The following is a 17,591-nucleotide window of genomic DNA, read 5'->3' on the forward strand; positions in this document are numbered from 1 at the left end:
GCATCTCTCTCTGCAAATAATACAAACGAACAATATGTTAAATTGTCATAGAAAACAAAGAAAAGACACCCTTCTTAGTTATTATTTGTGAAAATAATCTTATTATTGTAAAACGATAAGAATCCTTTAGGCAAAATCCTTTTAGTAGAATGAATTTAACGATTCAAATACATATAGAATATACAATTTCAAGACAATCATTACTGTCTGAAAATTTGGTATTTAGCAATATTTTATTAGAGAGAGAGACTTTATAATTTACCACAAAGCTTTTTTCTGTAGGTCTTATAAGATTTACAGAAAAGTTGCATTGTCCATTCGTGAACGATATATGTCTTTAGATAGACACTCCAAAGTATACAATTTACATGGGATTGATTGATAGACATGTGATTTCCTAAAGAAGTCGCGTGTCTCTTATTGCATTTAAGTAAGAATCTATATCCCGATTAGCTAATATAAAACTAAAATGCGTATGAAAAAACTAGCCACCATCTTCTTTTTTTCACTGTTTTTATCAAAGGAACAACTATCGCTACAATTACCGATATTGAGGGTAAATTTGTTATTAAAGTAGCAGAAAATGTAAAGAACCTTAGTTTTAGTTATGTAGGCTACGAGTCTCAGGAAGTGCCTGTAGTTGAAACATGAAGGTCGCAATGACACCTTCAGCCGCAAGCCTTTTAGGAGAAGTTGTAGTGACAGGTATGACTCGCACCGATAAACGTATGTTTAGTGGAGCAGCCGATCGTCTAGAAGCGGACAAAATGATGCTGAGTGGCGTTTCTGACATTAGTCGCCCCCTAGAAGGACGTTCGGCTGGTGTGTCAGTTCAAAACGTCTCGGGTACCTTTGGAACAGCTCTGAAAATTCGTATACGTGGAGCTACTTCTATCTATGGAGCACGCGCCATGTCAGGCGTTATTGTTGTTACCACTAAACGAGGGAGGGCAGGAACATCAAGTGTAAATTATACCGCTGAACTGACTTCCCGCATGAAACCCAGCTACCGTAATTTCAATATTATGAATTCACAAGACCAGATGAGCATTTACAAAGAATTGGAAAAGAAAGGATGGCTTAATTTTCCTGATGTATTGCGCAGGTCAAAGAGCGTTTCAGATGCCGCAAGTTCGGCTTTGACGATTTAGTCATGCTTATTGCTTGCGGTCTACATAATTTCAGTATTTCAATTTCGTTGATTTTGAACCATATATAACTTTATTGAATATAATGCCTATTGAATCACTTAATAGAGTTTATATTGAATAAGAGTTTATTTTATATGATTATCAGATACTTAATGGATACACCATTCTTCAACATACTGGGAATAAGGTATTTAAAATTTACATTTGTAATAAACTGATAATCACATACCTCAAAGCTTATTATATATAATGTCTAACATATCAATATTATTGATAAGATGAACTCATATAGCTAAATTAAGTAAATTTGAAAATCGTTAACTTAAAAAAACAGAATCATGAAAAGAATTATCATTACTTCTATTTTAGTGATTGCCTTTTTATCACTAACCATTATGAACTGTACACGACACGATGAAGCCTATGAAAACAATTTAGACAACGGTAGTATACCAATTAAAAAGTCTGAACAAAGCTCTATCGTCAACTCAGATGATAAGAGTCAATCTGCAACGTATGCGAGATGTTGGGAACAATTCTATAAAGATAAAAACATGCAAAAATTAACGGAATGTTTAGGAGAGGGGGCTGGTGGTCCCTATTCTGATCAACCTCGTCCTGACCTTAACCCAGACGCGGTTACCATACCACCACCTCTTTCTTATGCTAACCCAATGTATGATAAGACAAATCTTAATGACCATTTTTGGCTTGGAAAAGAGGTTTTATCTAAATTAAGAACGGTAAATTATTGCGATCGTGCAAGTATTATTGAATTTAGAAATGTTTTAAAACAACGATTCCCCGTTGTATTTGAAATAATAGAAGCTTATGGTGAAATAGGTCCTGTTGTTCTATTAGATGAGGGTGTCGAATATAGTCCTTATGAATTAAGGGGAATAATGGTACAAAAGAGCTATGACAAAACTCATAACAGAAGTACAACAGACGTTATCATTGATGGTAATAATACTAGATTCGGATTTGATGATAACTTTGATAAAATGCTATCTTTTGCTCGACAAAAAGGATATAATACTGATTTATTCATAAATATGAACGGAGATGCCTATTATACACTTAATTATTGGTTATTGCATAATATAGCGTTAGGACATGATGCTTTTATATTTGCTTACCCACCAGCCCGCATTGAATGTACCCCCCCCTTAGAAGCACCCGCAGATGATTTCAATTAAATGGTTATATAATTATTTCAGCCCGGTACAAACACCGGGCTGGTTGTTTACAACCTGGCCACAACAAATGGGTTTATAGTCTGATAAGGCTGTAGGGTTTGAAGTCTTACCCATGCGCTGGGTGGTAGAACGTTCCTTTTCTTGGTTAGAAAACTTTAGACGGCTTGCTAAGGACTATAAATATTGTACCCAAAAGAGCGAAACAATGGTGTATCTCGCTTTCATTTCGATTATGGCGAATAGAATCAAATTGTGACCTGTAAAATAATTGATACAAATTTAAACAGTTTCTTAAAGGTCGGTAGAAATGCCTCAAACTCTACATCTGTAAAACCTGTCAATGAGAGCAACTGCTTAGGATTCTTTCGGATTTTGCAGTATTTCATGATCGCTACTAATTTTAGCATATCACAAATATATGTAAAAGAACGATATAGCAATCGTCCTATTATCCGTATTTACACTGGTATCGTGCGATGATTTCCTCGACACATTACCCGACAAACGGGCCGAATTGAATAATCCACAAAAGATCGCCCAGATACTGGTTTCGGCTTATCCTTCCGAAATGCCTGTGCTGATGTATGAAATGGTGTCGGACAATATTACCGACAACGGTCCCCTTTACAGTGTATCCGAATCAGAGCAGACAGCTATTCAATCTTATAAATATCAGGATGTTACCGATCTATATTGGGACATCCCGCAACGTGTATGGGGTGTAACCTATAAAGCCATTGCCTCAGCTAATCAGGCGTTGGCGGCAATAGAAGAGTTAGGTAATCCCGAAGAAACCGAAGGTTCTAAGGCAGAAGCCCTGTTATGCCGCGCTTTCGGTCATTTTATACTGGCAAATACATTTTGTATCGCTTACAATCCGGTAAGCAGCAATACTGATTTGGGGATTCCAGACATGGAGGCTTCCCGAAACGGCAGTTAATCCTAAATATGAACGCGGAATCGTTGCAAAAGTATATGAACTTATCAACAGGGATATTGAAGCCGCACTTCCTTTGCTTGATGACAATTTTTCACAACCAGCTTTTCATTTTTCCAAGTTCTGCTGTATACTCAGGAGAATCAAGCATACTCAATTGTTTTTCTGCTACATCCAAATATTCACTTTTCTTTGGCTCTTCGACAAATTGTGCTAGTTTTATCAATGCCAAAGCTATTAGAGGTAGCTGATGCATTAAAGGTCCAATATGGTATCTTTTTATCATCATTATATCTCTGATGTGTACCTTTGAGCTCTACACCACCTATTTCGGGTGAATAAGAAACTACATGGTAAAAACTGTAATCTTCTCTAAAGTGATTTCTTATAGTTCTGTTTTAGAACATATAATTAAATGTCACATTTACACTTATCATTCATACTTTTGTTAAATAACTTTGAATCTAGTATAGATGATTTATAAAGAAGAAACAGATAAACATCTTGCAGAATTACTTTCAAAAGGTGATGAAAATGCTTTTTGCGAGCTATACATACGCTACAAAAAACGTTTATTCTCGTTTACTCTAAAGTTTTTGAAAGACAGAGATCTTACAGAAGATACTATACAAGATATATTTACTCACCTTTGGGAAAGCCGTTTTTTCATTGATTCTAATTGTAATTTTTCATCTTATCTTTTCACTATAACAAAGAATAGAATACTGAATATATTGAAAAGGTATAGCATTGAAGAAAATATAATGAATCTTATCATGAGCAAGAGTCTATTTGAACATACACCTACCGATAATGAAATTATAGACTCCGAATATAAAAGCCTTTTCAAAGCAGCAGTAAACAAATTACCTCCTGTCAGAAAAAAGGTGTTTGTATTAAGCAGAATAGAACATATGTCGCATAGAGAAATTGCTACAACATTAAATATCTCAATTTATACCGTTCAAGAACATATTTCGGAATCGTTAAAGTCCATAAAAAGATATCTATCATCGCATACTGACATCCATTTCTGCCTCCCATTATTATTCCTTTTTTACTAGTAAAAATAAGGCTTTTAAAACTTTTCTTCGTTTACACCCCCAGTTGAGCACGAATTAATTGTATTACATATATAAACACCATCAAGAATGCGCAAAAAGGACCTAAATATAGAAAAGATTATAGATCGCTACCTAAATAATACGTTTTCCAAACAGGACTTTATCGATTTAATGGAAAGTATATTTCATAAAAAAGGAATATCTGAATTCGAAAGGAAGCTTGAGGAAAAATGGATAGAAAGCATGAAACAAAATGGGGATGCTAATATTCAAGAAAGATCAGAACTCTATAATGAAGCATCAAATATTATTGTCAATTCGAAAAAATACGAATCTGCAACTCCCCGTTTCAGGTTTAAAGTACACTATATTATACGCTATGTGGCATCACTTGTTATAATCGCGGCAATCTCAACCTCAACATATCTTTATATAAATAGAGAACATACAGAGAAAAAAATATGTGATATTTCAATACCGGTTGGAGAAAAAAAGAAAATAAAACTATCCGACGAGTCTGATATATACATTAATTCTGCCAGTACTTTGAAATACCCCGAAACTTTTGAAGAGAATCAACGAGTTGTAGAGCTTATTGGTGAAGCCTTTTTCAATATTACACCCGATAAAGAAAGACCTTTTATTATAAATACCGGGCAAATTTCAATTAAAGTTCTTGGAACATCATTTAATGTAAGAAGCTATAATGAAGATGAATGGATCGGAGTCACAATATCGACAGGAACTGTATCGGTTAGCATTCTCGATGAAAATAGCTCTATACAACTGACTTCTAATGAAGAATTATGGATCAATAAGAAGAACCATTTTTTTCAGAAAAGCAAAAAAGATGTATTGCAAGCCTCTTCATGGAGAGACGGATATTTGTACTTTGATAAAGCTCCTGTTAAAGATGTTATCAACACCCTAAATAGAAAGTACGCGGTAAATATTATACTGGAAAACCCTAGTGAGGAATATACCATAACGGGAGAACATGATAACAAAAGTCTAGAATCTGTTTTAGAGTCTATTTGCTTTATAACCAACTTGAAACAAAAGAAAGATGGAAATAATATTATTCTTTATTAATAATCACCATTATCTATAACAAACATACAGTTGCCTATGAAAAAATGAAAAATACCAGAAAAATGAATGAGCAGCAATTATTACATCACTGCTCACACTTTTCCCTGAAAATACCAAGTTTACCAAAAATGATTATCAGGAAAAGTTTAGTTTAAAAGAAATGTTAACTCTTAAACATCACAAAATTATGAATTTAATTTTAAAAAAACAGATAATAATTGTTCTATCGGCAATTATGCTGTTTCCTTTATTCTCTGGTCCTGTGTATGCAAATAATATTATTTATGAAAAATATCAGGATAAGAGGATTACATTGAAACACACAAATGCTCCAATAAAAAGTATTCTTGCATCAATAACCAGCCAAACAGATCTTAAATTTATATTTGAAGAATCTGTATTGGAAAAAGTAAAAAATATATCAATAGATATAAAAAGTGGAACACTAAATAGTGTTTTAAATGAGATATCCAAACAAACAGGACTCGTATTTAGACAAAACGATAACACCATTGCTGTCAGTATAGGCGCAACGACACACCAAGCACCACAAGCAACTAAGCAGCAGCCAGATAAAATATCAGGAACGATACTCGATATCAACAATGAACCTCTTATCGGCGTATCAGTTACTGTAAAAGGTACAACCAAAGGTACAATTACGGACGAATATGGTAAATACCAATTAGATATTTCTGGAGATGAGACCTTAGTATTTTCATATATCGGCTATGAAACAAAAGAGGTTGTAGTAAAAGATAAATCTGTTATCAATCTTACTTTGAACGAAAATCTCAACGATCTTAATGAAGTTGTAGTTATCGGTTATGGAACACAGCGTAAAGGAGATATTACGAGTTCTGTAGCCAGTATAAAATCTGAGGAATTTATAAAAGGGGCAGTAAAAGACGCGGGGCAGTTGATACAGGGTAAAGTAGCAGGTATGACTATCATTAATCCTAGTGGAGATCCAACCTCCGGCACTCAAGTATTATTACGTGGTAATACTACAATATTAGGGGCAAATTCCGATCCTCTTGTATTAATAGATGGCGTACCGGGTAGCTTTAATACTGTGGCTCCGGAAGATATAGAAAGTGTAGATGTACTAAAAGACGGTTCTGCAGCTGCAATTTATGGTACACGCGGAACAAATGGAGTAATTCTGATTACAACCAAGAAAGCCAAAGGTGCACAGATAAACGAAGTGGAGTATAGCGGATATATAAGTACATCTCAAATTGTAAAACGGCTGAAGATGCTTACTGCAGAAGATTACCGCAATCAGATTGCCGATGGTACTCGCGATGCCTCTTGGGATCATGGAGCCAGTACGGATTGGTTAGACGAAATTACCCGTACACCATTCAGTCATGTACATAACATATCGTTAAAAGGAGGCACAGGTAGCACAAATTATATAGCCAATTTGAATTATCGTTCACTACAGGGAGTTTTTAAAGAATCAGATAACAGTGTATTTCAAGGTCGCATAGAAATTAATCACAGAATGCTGGATGATAAATTGAAGTTAAACTTCAGTATATTAGGCAAACAAAATCAATTTAGTTCGACTAGTAATACCGGGAGTTTTAATGGTTATACTTATCGACAATCGTTGATTCATAATCCGACTGATCCTGTAAAGAATGCAGATGGAAGCTGGTATGAAAATCCAAATTTATTTGAATATGAAAACCCGGTAGCGCGGCTTTTAGAATCGGATGGAAATATAAAAAATAATGAAACCCGCTATACGGGAAATATAACCCTAGATCCAATAAACGAATTAAAACTAAACGCACTATTTTCTTATACACGCACAAACAGAAGCCATGGATATTATGAAACAAAAAATCATATATCAACAGTTCGTGACGGACTTAATGGCTGGTCTTCATCCGGTTTCTATACAAGAATGGAGAAATTACTGGAATTAACAGCTCAATATTCGAAAGAAATATCGGGGCATAAATTTATGGTTTTAGGAGGTTATAGCTATCAGGAAACAGACTTTGAAGATAACTACATGTCCAATTACAACTTTCAAACTGATTATTTTAGCTGGCACAATATGGGTATTGGAGCTGCTCTGAAAGAAGGTTTGGCTGGGATGAGTACTAGCAAAGAGAGAACAAATCTTATCGGATTCTTCGGACGCGCTACTTATTCATATCAGGACAAATACTTATTGATGGCAAGCCTCCGTCACGAAGCTGCAAGTCAGCTATGGGGTACAAAGAGTCCATGGGGAACTTTTCCTTCGGTATCACTTGGATGGAGAATAACAGGCGAATCATTTATGCAAGATCAACACATTTTTGATGACTTGAAACTTCGGGCTGGTTATGGTGTTACCGGATCACAACCAAGTGATTCTTTTCGGGGCGTTGCTCTATTAAGCTATGGCTCATATTTCTACAGTAATGGTAAATGGATACAGACGATCAACCCTTCGCAAAATGCAAACCCTTATTTGAAATGGGAAGAGAAGAAAGAAACGAATATAGGGCTTGATTTTAGTCTAAAAAAAGGGCGTATAACAGGTAGTATCGATTATTATAACAGGGATATTGATGGCCTATTGTATGACTACGCCGTGCCTACTCCTCCGAACTTATATCCTACTACTCGTGCAAATGTAGGCAAAATGAGAAACAGCGGAGTTGAAGTTTTAATCAGCGTTACTCCTATACGCAATAAAGATATTGAATGGAACACAACAGCAACGTTTTCAACCAACTCAAATAAGTTGATTAGTCTATCAAATGATATGTATCAGACATCAACCGATTACTTTTTACCAGGTTGGATTTCTGAACCGGTGAAAACAGAATCCCATATTGTAAAAGTAGGAGAACCTATCGGGAACTTCTACGGCTATAAAGTTGTAGATATAAGCGACGATGGTAAATGGATATACGAAGATAAAGATGGCAATTTGGTACCATATGATCAATTCACCCATTCAATAGATGATAAGAAAGTAATAGGTAATGGCTTGCCTAAATATTATGCAAGCTGGAATAACAGCATCCGTTACAAAAACTTCGATCTGAATATCAGTATGCGTGGTGCATTTAAATTTCAAATTATCAATGGAGCACGTATGTATTACGAAAATACAAATCTGGAACAATACAATCGTTTGCAATCCGCCTATGACAAAATATATGGAAAAGCGATCCTAAATAAAGTTGTACCAGGTGAATTCAATAGTTATTATGTAGAAAATGGTGATTATTGGAAAATAGACAATGTGACACTTGGCTATACAATAAACAATCTGGGCATTAAATATATAAAATCAATGCGTTTATACCTATCTAGCCTGAATACATTGACCATCTCTGGATATAAAGGAATAAACCCCGAAGTAAGCAGTACAGGACTCGCACCGGGTTACGACAACCGCGATCAATATCCAAGTATAAGGTCATATACCTTTGGTGTTAACATCAAATTCTAACCATTAAAACTTATTCATGATGAAAACAAAAATATTAACTTTTGGTCTTTGTTCGATTATAGCTTTAGGTATAACAACCTCTTGCACAGATCTGCTGGATGAGAGTTACAATAGAGTCATAGCATCACAGTTCGAACCAAAAGGAGATGACCTTAATGCTCTGGTAGGTGCGGCATATGTACCCTGGCGCGAAACGATGTTGCTATGGAATGGTGTAGTACGTGCACAGGAACTTCCGGCCGATCAAGACGTCCTCCCTGCACGTCCCAACGGATGGGTAGACGGTGGTATTTATAAACGTATGCATCAACATAAATGGACAACACAAGATGAAATTGTATTAAATCCGTGGGAGAGAACTTATTCCGGAATAAACACGTGTAATCGCGTCCTCTATCAAATAGAGTCCGGAGAAATATCTATACCCGAAGGAAAAGAGGAAATTATTGCCGAGCTGAAAGTACTTCGAGCTTCTTATTATTATATATTAGTCGATCTTTATGGTAATGTACCTATTGTAGATAAATTCGATGTACCCGAAGGATTTCTCCCGGAACAATCGACGCAGAAGCAAGTTTACGAGTTTATAATCAAAGAAATTACTGAGAATATAAATAAACTCTCGGAAGAAGCATGGGGCAATTATTATGGACGATTCAACAAATGGGCAGCGTATACTCTTTTAGCAAAGATGTATTTAAATGCAGAAATCTGGAGCGGGACTGCTCATTGGCAAGATTGTATCGATGCTTGCGATAAGGTTATAGCAGCTAATAAATACGAACTGGAATCTGACCAAAGCGCTGTATTTATTACAAAGAATGAAAATTCTAAAGAGATAATCTTTGCATTACCATTCGACGAAACTTATGTAACTGACTGGAACGCATTCGATTTTCACATGTATACATTGCAACCAAGCAATCAAGCTACTTACAATTTTCTAAATGTCCCATGGGGTGGCGTTTGTTGCACACCTCAATATATCAACACCTTCGACCCTGATGATAGCCGTCTGAAAAAGAACTTTATACAAGGACAGCAATATACATCGACAGGAGAAGAGATAATGTGCACAATGGGCTCTATGTCCGGACAACCATTGGCCTATATTAATGAAGTGCCAAGCATAGATGAATCACAGGAAATACATGGATTTCGTTGGGGTAAATTCGAATACGCACCAGGTAGTACAAACCGCTTAAGTAACGACTGGCCACAATTCCGTTATGCAGATATTTTACTTATGAAAGCTGAATCTTTGATGCGACTTGGCAAAGAAAATGACGCCGCGATAATAGTAACAAAGGTCAGAGAGCGTAATTTCAAAGACAACCCGTCTAAAGCAATTGTAACTGGTGCCGATTTACTCAAAGGCAGTGTTTATGATTATGGATTGAGAGATACGGAAAGAACGACTCACGAAGGCGGAAGTGATATAAAATATGGTCGTTTTCTGGATGAACTTGCTTGGGAATTTACACAAGAAGGGCGGCGGCGTCAAGACATGATCCGTTTCGGAGTATATACAAAAAAGTCATGGTTTTCTCATGAGCCGAATGGAGATTACCGTAGTTTGTATCCTATACCTCATTCTAAGATACTAACCAATAGCAATTTGACTCAAAACCCGGGATATTAATACAATGTTTATAACCGATAGTATCTGGATATACTATCGGTTATAACTACTAAAATGTAATCGACAGACTATTCATCCACTATAATTACTTATAATTGTAAACGGTATAGAATAATATATGCTCAAGAATCATTAAATCTATAATTATAAAACCAAATGAAAAAAAGACTTTTACTTATCGCTTTTGTTTTAGTAAGTTCCTTATCAGTTTTCTCTCAGCAGAAAGAGGTATCTATCCGTATTTACCCTGAAAGAGGTAAACAAATTATCAGCAAGCATATCTATGGCCATTTTGCCGAACACCTCGGTGCATGTATCTATGGCGGATTATGGGTCGGAGAAGATTCGAAAATCCCCAATACAAAAGGTTATCGTACCGATGTTCTAAACGCTCTGAAGAAACTTCAGATACCTAATCTACGTTGGCCCGGCGGATGTTTTGCTGATGAATATCACTGGATGGATGGCATAGGTCCGAAAGAAAATCGCCCAAAGATGGTTAATAATAACTGGGGAGGAGTAGTAGAAGACAATAGTTTCGGCACCCACGAATTTTTAAACCTATGCGAATTACTTGAATGCGAACCATATATAAGTGGAAATGTAGGTAGTGGAACTGTCGAAGAACTAGCCAAATGGGTAGAATATATGACATCCGACGGGGATAGTCCAATGGCAAATCTCCGCCGTAAGAATGGACGAGATAAAGCATGGAAAGTAAAATATTTGGGAGTTGGAAATGAAAGTTGGGGTTGTGGAGGAGATATGCTTCCCGACTATTATGCCGATTTATATCGCCGGTATGCCGTTTACTGCCGTAATTTTGATGACAACAAACTATTCAAAATAGCTAGTGGAGCGAGTGATTACGATTACGATTGGACCGATGTGTTAATGAAGAAGGCCGGTAAGAAAATGGACGGACTTTCACTTCATTACTATACAGTTACAGGATGGAGTGGCAGCAAAGGTTCAGCAACAAAGTTTACACCAGATGATTATTATTGGACAATGGGTAAATGTCTTGAAATAGAGGAAGTCATTCAAAAGCATATGACTATCATGGATAAATATGACAAAGATAAAAAAATAGGACTCATGGTAGACGAATGGGGTACATGGTGGGATGTAGAACCGGGTACGAATCCGGGATTCCTGTATCAACAAAATACTATGCGCGATGCTTTTGTTGCAGCTCTTACATTAAATGTGTTCAACAAGTATGGAGATCGTATTCAAATGGCCAATATAGCCCAGGTCGTTAATGTACTACAATCTATGATCTTAACTAAAGATGATAAAATGACCCTGACCCCTACTTACCATGTCTTTGATATGTACCGCGTGCATCAGGATGCTACTTATCTGCCAATGGATATTATCTCGGAAACAAAAGAAATAAGAGGTCGTAATGTAACATTAGTTAATGCTTCCGCATCACAAAAAGACGGATTGACACACATTACTTTAGCTAATATAGACCTGAATGCTGAACAAAATGTAAATATAGATGTCTCTGATACTAAAATAAGTAGCGTAAAAGGACATATTCTGACTTCAAAAAATATTGAAGATCACAATACTTTTGAAAATCCGAATCTAGTAAAACCTGAAACCTTTACTAGTGCCAAAATAGAAAACGGCAAGCTAAATATCAAATTGCCTGCCAAATCAATCGTTGTTCTTGAAATAAAATAGATAAAGAAACGGCTTGTTTAGCATTACTAACATATTTGACGCTTGTATTTACATCCTTTAAAACGATACAAGCGTCAAATTTTAACAAGTATAATTTCTACTTCCCAGATATTTAAAAGAATTTAGCTAAAATATAGAAAGAATATGGGATACTTTTATGTTCCCTACTCGAAATACGAAAATCTTTTTTTCAAGAGTTAAATACCTTATATCGATAAAATTTACAGAACTTTTGCAAATAAAAATAATTGCACCATTGCTGGATTATCTATGGGCGGTAGAGGTGCTATTGCTTACGCACAAAGGCATACTTCATTCTTTTCTTTGTCTGCCTCGTTAAGTAGATGTGTTGGATATTGCTCCAGCGAAAATGCCAGAAAAATTGATATCGAATTTGACAAATCTCTTGGGAAACCTATCCTACGCTTTTCGTACAAACTTTACCGACAACTACCTAATGTCCTCTCACTTTGCTTCACTAACTTTTTAAGAAACTGAAATTTGAACCATATAACAACAATAACATCTAAAAAAGTGATACTTGATTAATTTACAGAATTTTTCATATACCGTTTACTTAATTAGTAGACGGCAACAGTAATACGTTTTACTGTAATTAACATAAATAGATCAATAATGTGTTAAAATATATAATATCTTTGAAGGATAAGATCACCTATAAAACAAAAAAGTAATATTAATATGACAAATGAAGAAGTCCATGAATATCTCGCTTCTAATCCGCTAGTGATGGGATTACTAATCATAGCCTTTGGCATATTTTTATTGTTAGCTGCTATATTTGACTGGAATATTATTTTTGAAGATATTGAACGTTCGAATTATAGTTTAACAAAATTAGATGGAATAATTAACCTGTTCGGTAGAAAAGCAGGGCGTATATTCTGCGGGATAATATCAATTATTATAATCGGCTCAGGAATCGTTTGGATATGGACGAATCAGAATATAACCTAAGAAAAGGTTAATATTCATTTAAATCGAAATCTAGAATAAGAATTTATTCTGATGTCCCCCTAAACATTTACAAATCAAGACAAAAAAGAGAGCTAAAGCTCTCTTTACATCGTAAGGTATTTATTATATATAGATAGAACAGTATTATCTACATCTCATTGACACAATAATCTTTGATTCTGAGCAAACTTAATCATTTCTTACGCATCGGACAGAAATTTGGGTACGACTCGCCATTGGTTGATAATATGCAGCAAAATTAAGATACTCTGCTAATGCTCCTGTAAAAGGGTTACCTAATGTTGTATCTCTATGACCTAACCAAAAATAAGCGAGAGAGCCAACTTCAATAGAACCTCGATCGGAAGTAATTCTTCCTAGTAGGTTACCATTAAACCCTCCATGGTCTGGAATACGACTTTTTCCTTTGGGTGAATCTTCCATAGAAATCATATTTACCCCTGTATTTACATTAATATCACTATGTGCATATTTACAAGGATTTAAGTATACTTCTCCATCAACAATTGTAGAATTTTTCTCTTTTGAAAAAGCCAATTTCCTCCAATCATCCCATGTAGGCAATCTCCATCCATCCGGACAAATACCTTGTCTACCTGATAGTTCAAATGTATTATCAAGAAAATTTGCATGAGTAATTCTTAATGCTGCATGCAGGCTATACATATAGCCATGATGAGGGTTAGCCGCTAGGTCTGCAGGATCTTCTTTGGGATAATAATATGTAGGTTTATATACAGGATCAATTGATACAGTAACAGGTTTTTCCAAAACTAGATCGCCAACATCTACACCTTCGGTACTATTTTTAGGCCATGTAGTCGCCCTCAGATTTTCGAGCATCCACCAACCGGCATCTCCAAACTTACCAATTCTGTATTTCTGAACATTAGCGGGATCTCGATCATCAACCAACATATCAACTTCAGCAGGAAAAGGGTACTCCCCTACTAATATCCACTCTTGCCCATTCCATACATATACACCAGGATACACTTCCTTACAATAATCTTTAGATATATTATAGACTGTCAATCCTGTATGCAATGCATCTTCTGAATCTTTTTTCCCTGCATTATTCTCTTTATAGTCATTATCTTCTAAAAACATAGGATATAGATTGGTAAAATCTGTAAGTTCAACACGTGGTAGCATCAACCCCTTTGTTGCTGTTGTTTTATTTGAATCTACTGACTTATATTCTTTCAGATCTAAAATAGAACCTTTATTGGGAGCAAGCCCTGAACCAATTGTAACTTGCGCATATATACCAGTGAAGGGTAAACAATATAATACAAGAAGTATTATAAAACAATTTTGTCTTTTCATTATCATATTAATCTTAATGGTAGTTTTGTAAAATTTGATTTTATTGGCGGACAAATATATTAATCATAATATCAGAGCAACTCCTATCATCGCAAAAAGAACTCCATAATAACAAAAAGCATATTCCTAAGAGCGCAATACTTTATCCGCAACAAGCAAACATTTGAATCACAGCATACTTAAAAAAGCAAATATCGTTTCTTATTTATTCTTTTTTTACGATCTTCGCTCGCCCAAATAGTATACACATGAACATTCATAAAATTAGGCTTATAATTACCTCAATTGTTTTTTCTTTGAGTATACAATCATACTCTCAAATGGCTAAAATTGACAGCCTAAATTTGGAGATAGAAAAAGCTAACGGAGAAAAAAAACTAGAATTATTGTTTAAACTAGCAAACCTACATCTTGAAACAGACGAATTATTTAAGATTGCAAGAAGAGTTGAAGAAGAAGCCCTAAAACAAAAAAACATAAGATATTTGGCTGAAAGTAAAAGTTTACTATCTAAATGTTTTATGCTTCAAAACAACCTCGATAGCACTATATATTATGGGGAACTGGCTAATTGGATATATTCAGAACATGATATTCAAAATCCGAATAAGACATACTTCTATATTGGTCGAATATATCTTTTCTATGGTTACTATGAATTGGCAATACATTACATTAAGCTTTACCTGGAAAGCAAAAATGCACCTTATACATTTGTTGACTACGGTTTATTGACAGAAGCTTATTTGGCTACAAATAATTATGATCTTGCAAAAAAAACAGTCCTTCAAGGAATAGAACAATCAAAATTGGATAAAGCCCCTATCCCATTCCAAAAACTAATTTTATATTACTATCTTATAGTAGCCTACACCAATAACAAAGAATATGATAAAGCTCTAGAAACTTGTGCTACGATGGATAAACTAATAGCTCGACATGAAAATGAACTACAGGAACCTTTTATTAGCGATCTAAAAATTCTAAATTATAATAATTATGCTTCTATATATGTTTGCATAAAAAATGCATCGAAAGTAAAATTTTTTTTGGATAAAATAAATCAAATACCATATAATGAATCATTAAGGTCTACATATGAAACCGTAAATTGTACGTGGGGAGAATATTACCTCTTACAGAAAGAATATGATAAAGCTTTGCATTATTTAAATTCTGCATCAAAATACTTTACAGAAGAGCAGCCACAGAAATATCTGGATGATCGTATTATAAAATTAAGAATAACAGCTCTTGAAGAGCTGGGGAAATTTAAAGAAGCATTGTTTTTACAAAAGGAATGGACGCAATATCAAGATTCTATCAATCAAATAAACCTGCCATTACAAATTGCTCAATTAACCAAAACTTATGAACTAGAAAAGATTGCAATAGAAAGAGATAAAGATAAAGCCAGACTCGAAAAAAGTCGAGCTATCAACATTGGATTGGTTGCCATTTTAATCCTTCTTTTCATAATTTTATTTCTTATTAAGCGGAGCAATAAGAAAATTAAAGACAAGAATAAAAATCTTTTTAAACAATATATAGAGTTAGATAAATATACCTCTAAGGAAAAAAGATTCTTTATGGAGAAACAAGAATCACCAGAGTCCGATAGTAAAGAGTTACAATTATTCAAGAAAATAGAAACCTATATAAACGAAAGTGAGATATTTAAAAATCCGAATCTAACGAGAGAAGATTTATCCGAGCAACTTAATACTAATCGAAGCTATTTAACTGATGCCATTAAAGCCGAAACAGGTAAAACCTTCCTTGAATATATCAATCATTACAGATTAGATTACGCACGACTACAGCTGATAGTAAATGAATCTGCTCCTGTAAATCAGATTATGTACGAAGCAGGATTTGCCTCCAGTTCTACTTTTTACAAGCTATTTAAAGAAAGATTCGGCATGTCTCCTAACGAACTCAGACAAACCAAGTCTGAATTGGACAGCAATGGTTAAATATTTGATTTTTTATCATAGTACTCAAATTTTATCTGAATAAAATTTGAAAAAATCAGAATATCAGGAAAATCTATTACGAAAAGTATTTATCAAATAGTATAATAAGCGAGTGGTATCTCCTCCTCAAAATAAGAGTGATAAAAAACAGTTTGTTCAAAAAACAGTTTATTATATTTGCATTGTTTTTAATTATAAATATTGACAATGCCTTCTCCATCCATAAATAAAAAAGACACCCTATCGGACTATTGGCTTTCATTTATAAATGGAGATATAAATGCTTTTTCCGATTTTTATAGACTGAGCTATAATATGCTGTACCCTTATGGAATAAGTCTCGGTATAGAATCTGAGAAAGTAAGGGATATTATCCAAGATATTTTTGTTCGACTATATACTAATCCTAATTTAATTAATGATTCGTCTACAATTAAGCCATTTCTTTTACGATCTGTACGAAATGCTTTTCTTAACATAAAAAAAGTAGAGAATCGACACACTGATTTTGAACAAATCGATTTTGATCTAAAATACTCAGTTATAACAGATGAAATAGAAGAATTGGAAAAGCAGGAAGATATCAAACTCCGGATAAAAAACATCTTGTCTATACTAACTCCCCGACAAAAAGAAATTATTTACTTACGTTTCATGCACCAAATGGACTATGAAGAAATATCCCAGATAATGGCATTGTCAGATCAGGCCGCTAGGAATCTACTGCATCGGGCAATAGTAAAAGCGAGAGGAAAGGAGAATAGTAAAGACTTACTAATTCTTCTTATTCTATTTGTCCATATACACTAATTTCAAAAAAAGGGAAAAAAGTATGCAAGATTGATTACAAAATCAATCTTCGATTGTATTATATAAAAATGTCAAACCTCCTAGATGATAAATTACGATAAAGTAGAAGACCTTTTACTCGATAATCACTTTGTACAACTAGCACAAAGTGATAACCAAGAAGCCCTGAATAGCTTTATAATGGCGAACTTGGATAAAGAGCTCCTTATAAGGGAAGCGCTCCTA

15 protein-coding genes and 1 pseudogene are annotated in these 17,591 nt (G+C 34.6%); 14 read left to right on the forward strand and 2 right to left on the reverse strand.

What is annotated here, in order from left to right:
* Positions 1-540: 540 nt before the first annotated feature.
* From JGH11_RS20590 to JGH11_RS13950, 5 genes and pseudogenes are all read left to right on the forward strand, one after another.
* Positions 541-651 carry a hypothetical protein gene (locus JGH11_RS20590; protein ID WP_370567601.1) on the forward strand — a complete coding sequence of 37 codons (111 nt, stop codon included), beginning with the start codon at positions 541-543 and terminating at the stop codon, positions 649-651.
* Positions 648-1,151, forward strand: coding sequence for a hypothetical protein (locus JGH11_RS13935; RefSeq protein WP_370567600.1), 504 nt, complete (start codon positions 648-650; stop codon positions 1,149-1,151). The genes JGH11_RS20590 and JGH11_RS13935 overlap by 4 nt, the downstream gene beginning before the upstream one ends.
* A 338-nt stretch (positions 1,152-1,489) precedes the next feature.
* Positions 1,490-2,350: a hypothetical protein gene (locus JGH11_RS13940; RefSeq protein ID WP_201112810.1), complete on the forward strand. Its 861-nt coding sequence runs from the start codon at positions 1,490-1,492 to the stop codon at positions 2,348-2,350.
* Between the two features lie 79 nt (positions 2,351-2,429).
* A pseudogene (locus JGH11_RS20595) lies at positions 2,430-2,529 on the forward strand (transposase); the annotation flags it as partial.
* A gap of 284 nt (positions 2,530-2,813) precedes the next feature.
* Entirely contained in the window at positions 2,814-3,290 is a 477-nt protein-coding gene (locus JGH11_RS13950; protein ID WP_255561828.1) for a RagB/SusD family nutrient uptake outer membrane protein, read from the forward strand.
* A 91-nt stretch (positions 3,291-3,381) separates the two neighbouring features.
* Here the strand turns inward: JGH11_RS13950 and JGH11_RS13955 are convergent, their stop codons facing one another.
* Positions 3,382-3,576 (reverse strand): hypothetical protein, encoded by a 195-nt coding sequence (locus tag JGH11_RS13955; protein ID WP_201112814.1) that lies wholly within the window; start codon positions 3,574-3,576, stop codon positions 3,382-3,384.
* 184 nt (positions 3,577-3,760) lie between these two features.
* On the opposite strand from JGH11_RS13955, the gene JGH11_RS13960 reads away from it, so the two are divergent.
* The 7 genes from JGH11_RS13960 to JGH11_RS13990 all read left to right on the forward strand — a co-directional run bounded on the left by JGH11_RS13960 (position 3,761) and on the right by JGH11_RS13990 (position 13,230).
* Positions 3,761-4,351 (forward strand): RNA polymerase sigma-70 factor, encoded by a 591-nt coding sequence (locus tag JGH11_RS13960; RefSeq protein ID WP_201112816.1) that lies wholly within the window; start codon positions 3,761-3,763, stop codon positions 4,349-4,351.
* A gap of 87 nt (positions 4,352-4,438) precedes the next feature.
* Positions 4,439-5,443 carry a FecR family protein gene (locus JGH11_RS13965; RefSeq protein WP_201112818.1) on the forward strand — a complete coding sequence of 335 codons (1,005 nt, stop codon included), beginning with the start codon at positions 4,439-4,441 and terminating at the stop codon, positions 5,441-5,443.
* Between the two features lie 187 nt (positions 5,444-5,630).
* Complete coding sequence (locus JGH11_RS13970; protein ID WP_201112820.1) at positions 5,631-8,912, forward strand: SusC/RagA family TonB-linked outer membrane protein; 3,282 nt, start codon at positions 5,631-5,633, stop codon at positions 8,910-8,912.
* Between the two features lie 19 nt (positions 8,913-8,931).
* Positions 8,932-10,554, forward strand: coding sequence for a RagB/SusD family nutrient uptake outer membrane protein (locus JGH11_RS13975; RefSeq protein WP_201112833.1), 1,623 nt, complete (start codon positions 8,932-8,934; stop codon positions 10,552-10,554).
* 156 nt (positions 10,555-10,710) lie between these two features.
* Positions 10,711-12,252: an alpha-N-arabinofuranosidase gene (locus JGH11_RS13980; RefSeq protein WP_201112822.1), complete on the forward strand. Its 1,542-nt coding sequence runs from the start codon at positions 10,711-10,713 to the stop codon at positions 12,250-12,252.
* Positions 12,253-12,462: 210 nt separating this feature from the next.
* Complete coding sequence (locus JGH11_RS20600) at positions 12,463-12,750, forward strand: hypothetical protein (RefSeq protein ID WP_370567602.1); 288 nt, start codon at positions 12,463-12,465, stop codon at positions 12,748-12,750.
* 204 nt (positions 12,751-12,954) lie between these two features.
* Positions 12,955-13,230: an Imm17 family immunity protein gene (locus JGH11_RS13990; RefSeq protein ID WP_201112824.1), complete on the forward strand. Its 276-nt coding sequence runs from the start codon at positions 12,955-12,957 to the stop codon at positions 13,228-13,230.
* Positions 13,231-13,419: 189 nt separating this feature from the next.
* Here the strand turns inward: JGH11_RS13990 and JGH11_RS13995 are convergent, their stop codons facing one another.
* Entirely contained in the window at positions 13,420-14,580 is a 1,161-nt protein-coding gene (locus tag JGH11_RS13995) for an FISUMP domain-containing protein (protein WP_201112826.1), read from the reverse strand.
* A gap of 320 nt (positions 14,581-14,900) precedes the next feature.
* Here JGH11_RS13995 and JGH11_RS14000 point away from each other — a divergent pair, with 320 nt between their 5' ends.
* Together JGH11_RS14000 and JGH11_RS14005 are read left to right on the forward strand one after the other, a co-directional pair.
* Positions 14,901-16,556, forward strand: a complete 1,656-nt coding sequence (locus tag JGH11_RS14000; RefSeq protein ID WP_201112828.1) for a helix-turn-helix transcriptional regulator — start codon at positions 14,901-14,903, stop codon at positions 16,554-16,556.
* Positions 16,557-16,763: 207 nt separating this feature from the next.
* Positions 16,764-17,366, forward strand: coding sequence for an RNA polymerase sigma factor (locus JGH11_RS14005; protein ID WP_201112831.1), 603 nt, complete (start codon positions 16,764-16,766; stop codon positions 17,364-17,366).
* Positions 17,367-17,591: the final 225 nt, after the last annotated feature.

The organism is Dysgonomonas sp. Marseille-P4677 (genome assembly GCF_016652235.1).
In the GTDB taxonomy this organism is placed as follows: domain Bacteria; phylum Bacteroidota; class Bacteroidia; order Bacteroidales; family Dysgonomonadaceae; genus Dysgonomonas.

Coding starts and splice junctions, on each gene's coding strand:
- JGH11_RS14000 (WP_201112828.1), top strand. CDS start 14,901: ATGGCTAAAATTGACAGCCTAAATTTGGAGATAGAAAAAGCTAACGGA.
- JGH11_RS13970 (WP_201112820.1), top strand. CDS start 5,631: ATGAATTTAATTTTAAAAAAACAGATAATAATTGTTCTATCGGCAATT.
- JGH11_RS13955 (WP_201112814.1), bottom strand. CDS start 3,576: ATGATGATAAAAAGATACCATATTGGACCTTTAATGCATCAGCTACCT.
- JGH11_RS13990 (WP_201112824.1), top strand. CDS start 12,955: ATGACAAATGAAGAAGTCCATGAATATCTCGCTTCTAATCCGCTAGTG.
- JGH11_RS13935 (WP_370567600.1), top strand. CDS start 648: ATGAAGGTCGCAATGACACCTTCAGCCGCAAGCCTTTTAGGAGAAGTT.
- JGH11_RS13965 (WP_201112818.1), top strand. CDS start 4,439: ATGCGCAAAAAGGACCTAAATATAGAAAAGATTATAGATCGCTACCTA.
- JGH11_RS13980 (WP_201112822.1), top strand. CDS start 10,711: ATGAAAAAAAGACTTTTACTTATCGCTTTTGTTTTAGTAAGTTCCTTA.
- JGH11_RS13940 (WP_201112810.1), top strand. CDS start 1,490: ATGAAAAGAATTATCATTACTTCTATTTTAGTGATTGCCTTTTTATCA.
- JGH11_RS13975 (WP_201112833.1), top strand. CDS start 8,932: ATGAAAACAAAAATATTAACTTTTGGTCTTTGTTCGATTATAGCTTTA.
- JGH11_RS13960 (WP_201112816.1), top strand. CDS start 3,761: ATGATTTATAAAGAAGAAACAGATAAACATCTTGCAGAATTACTTTCA.
- JGH11_RS14005 (WP_201112831.1), top strand. CDS start 16,764: ATGCCTTCTCCATCCATAAATAAAAAAGACACCCTATCGGACTATTGG.
- JGH11_RS13995 (WP_201112826.1), bottom strand. CDS start 14,580: ATGAAAAGACAAAATTGTTTTATAATACTTCTTGTATTATATTGTTTA.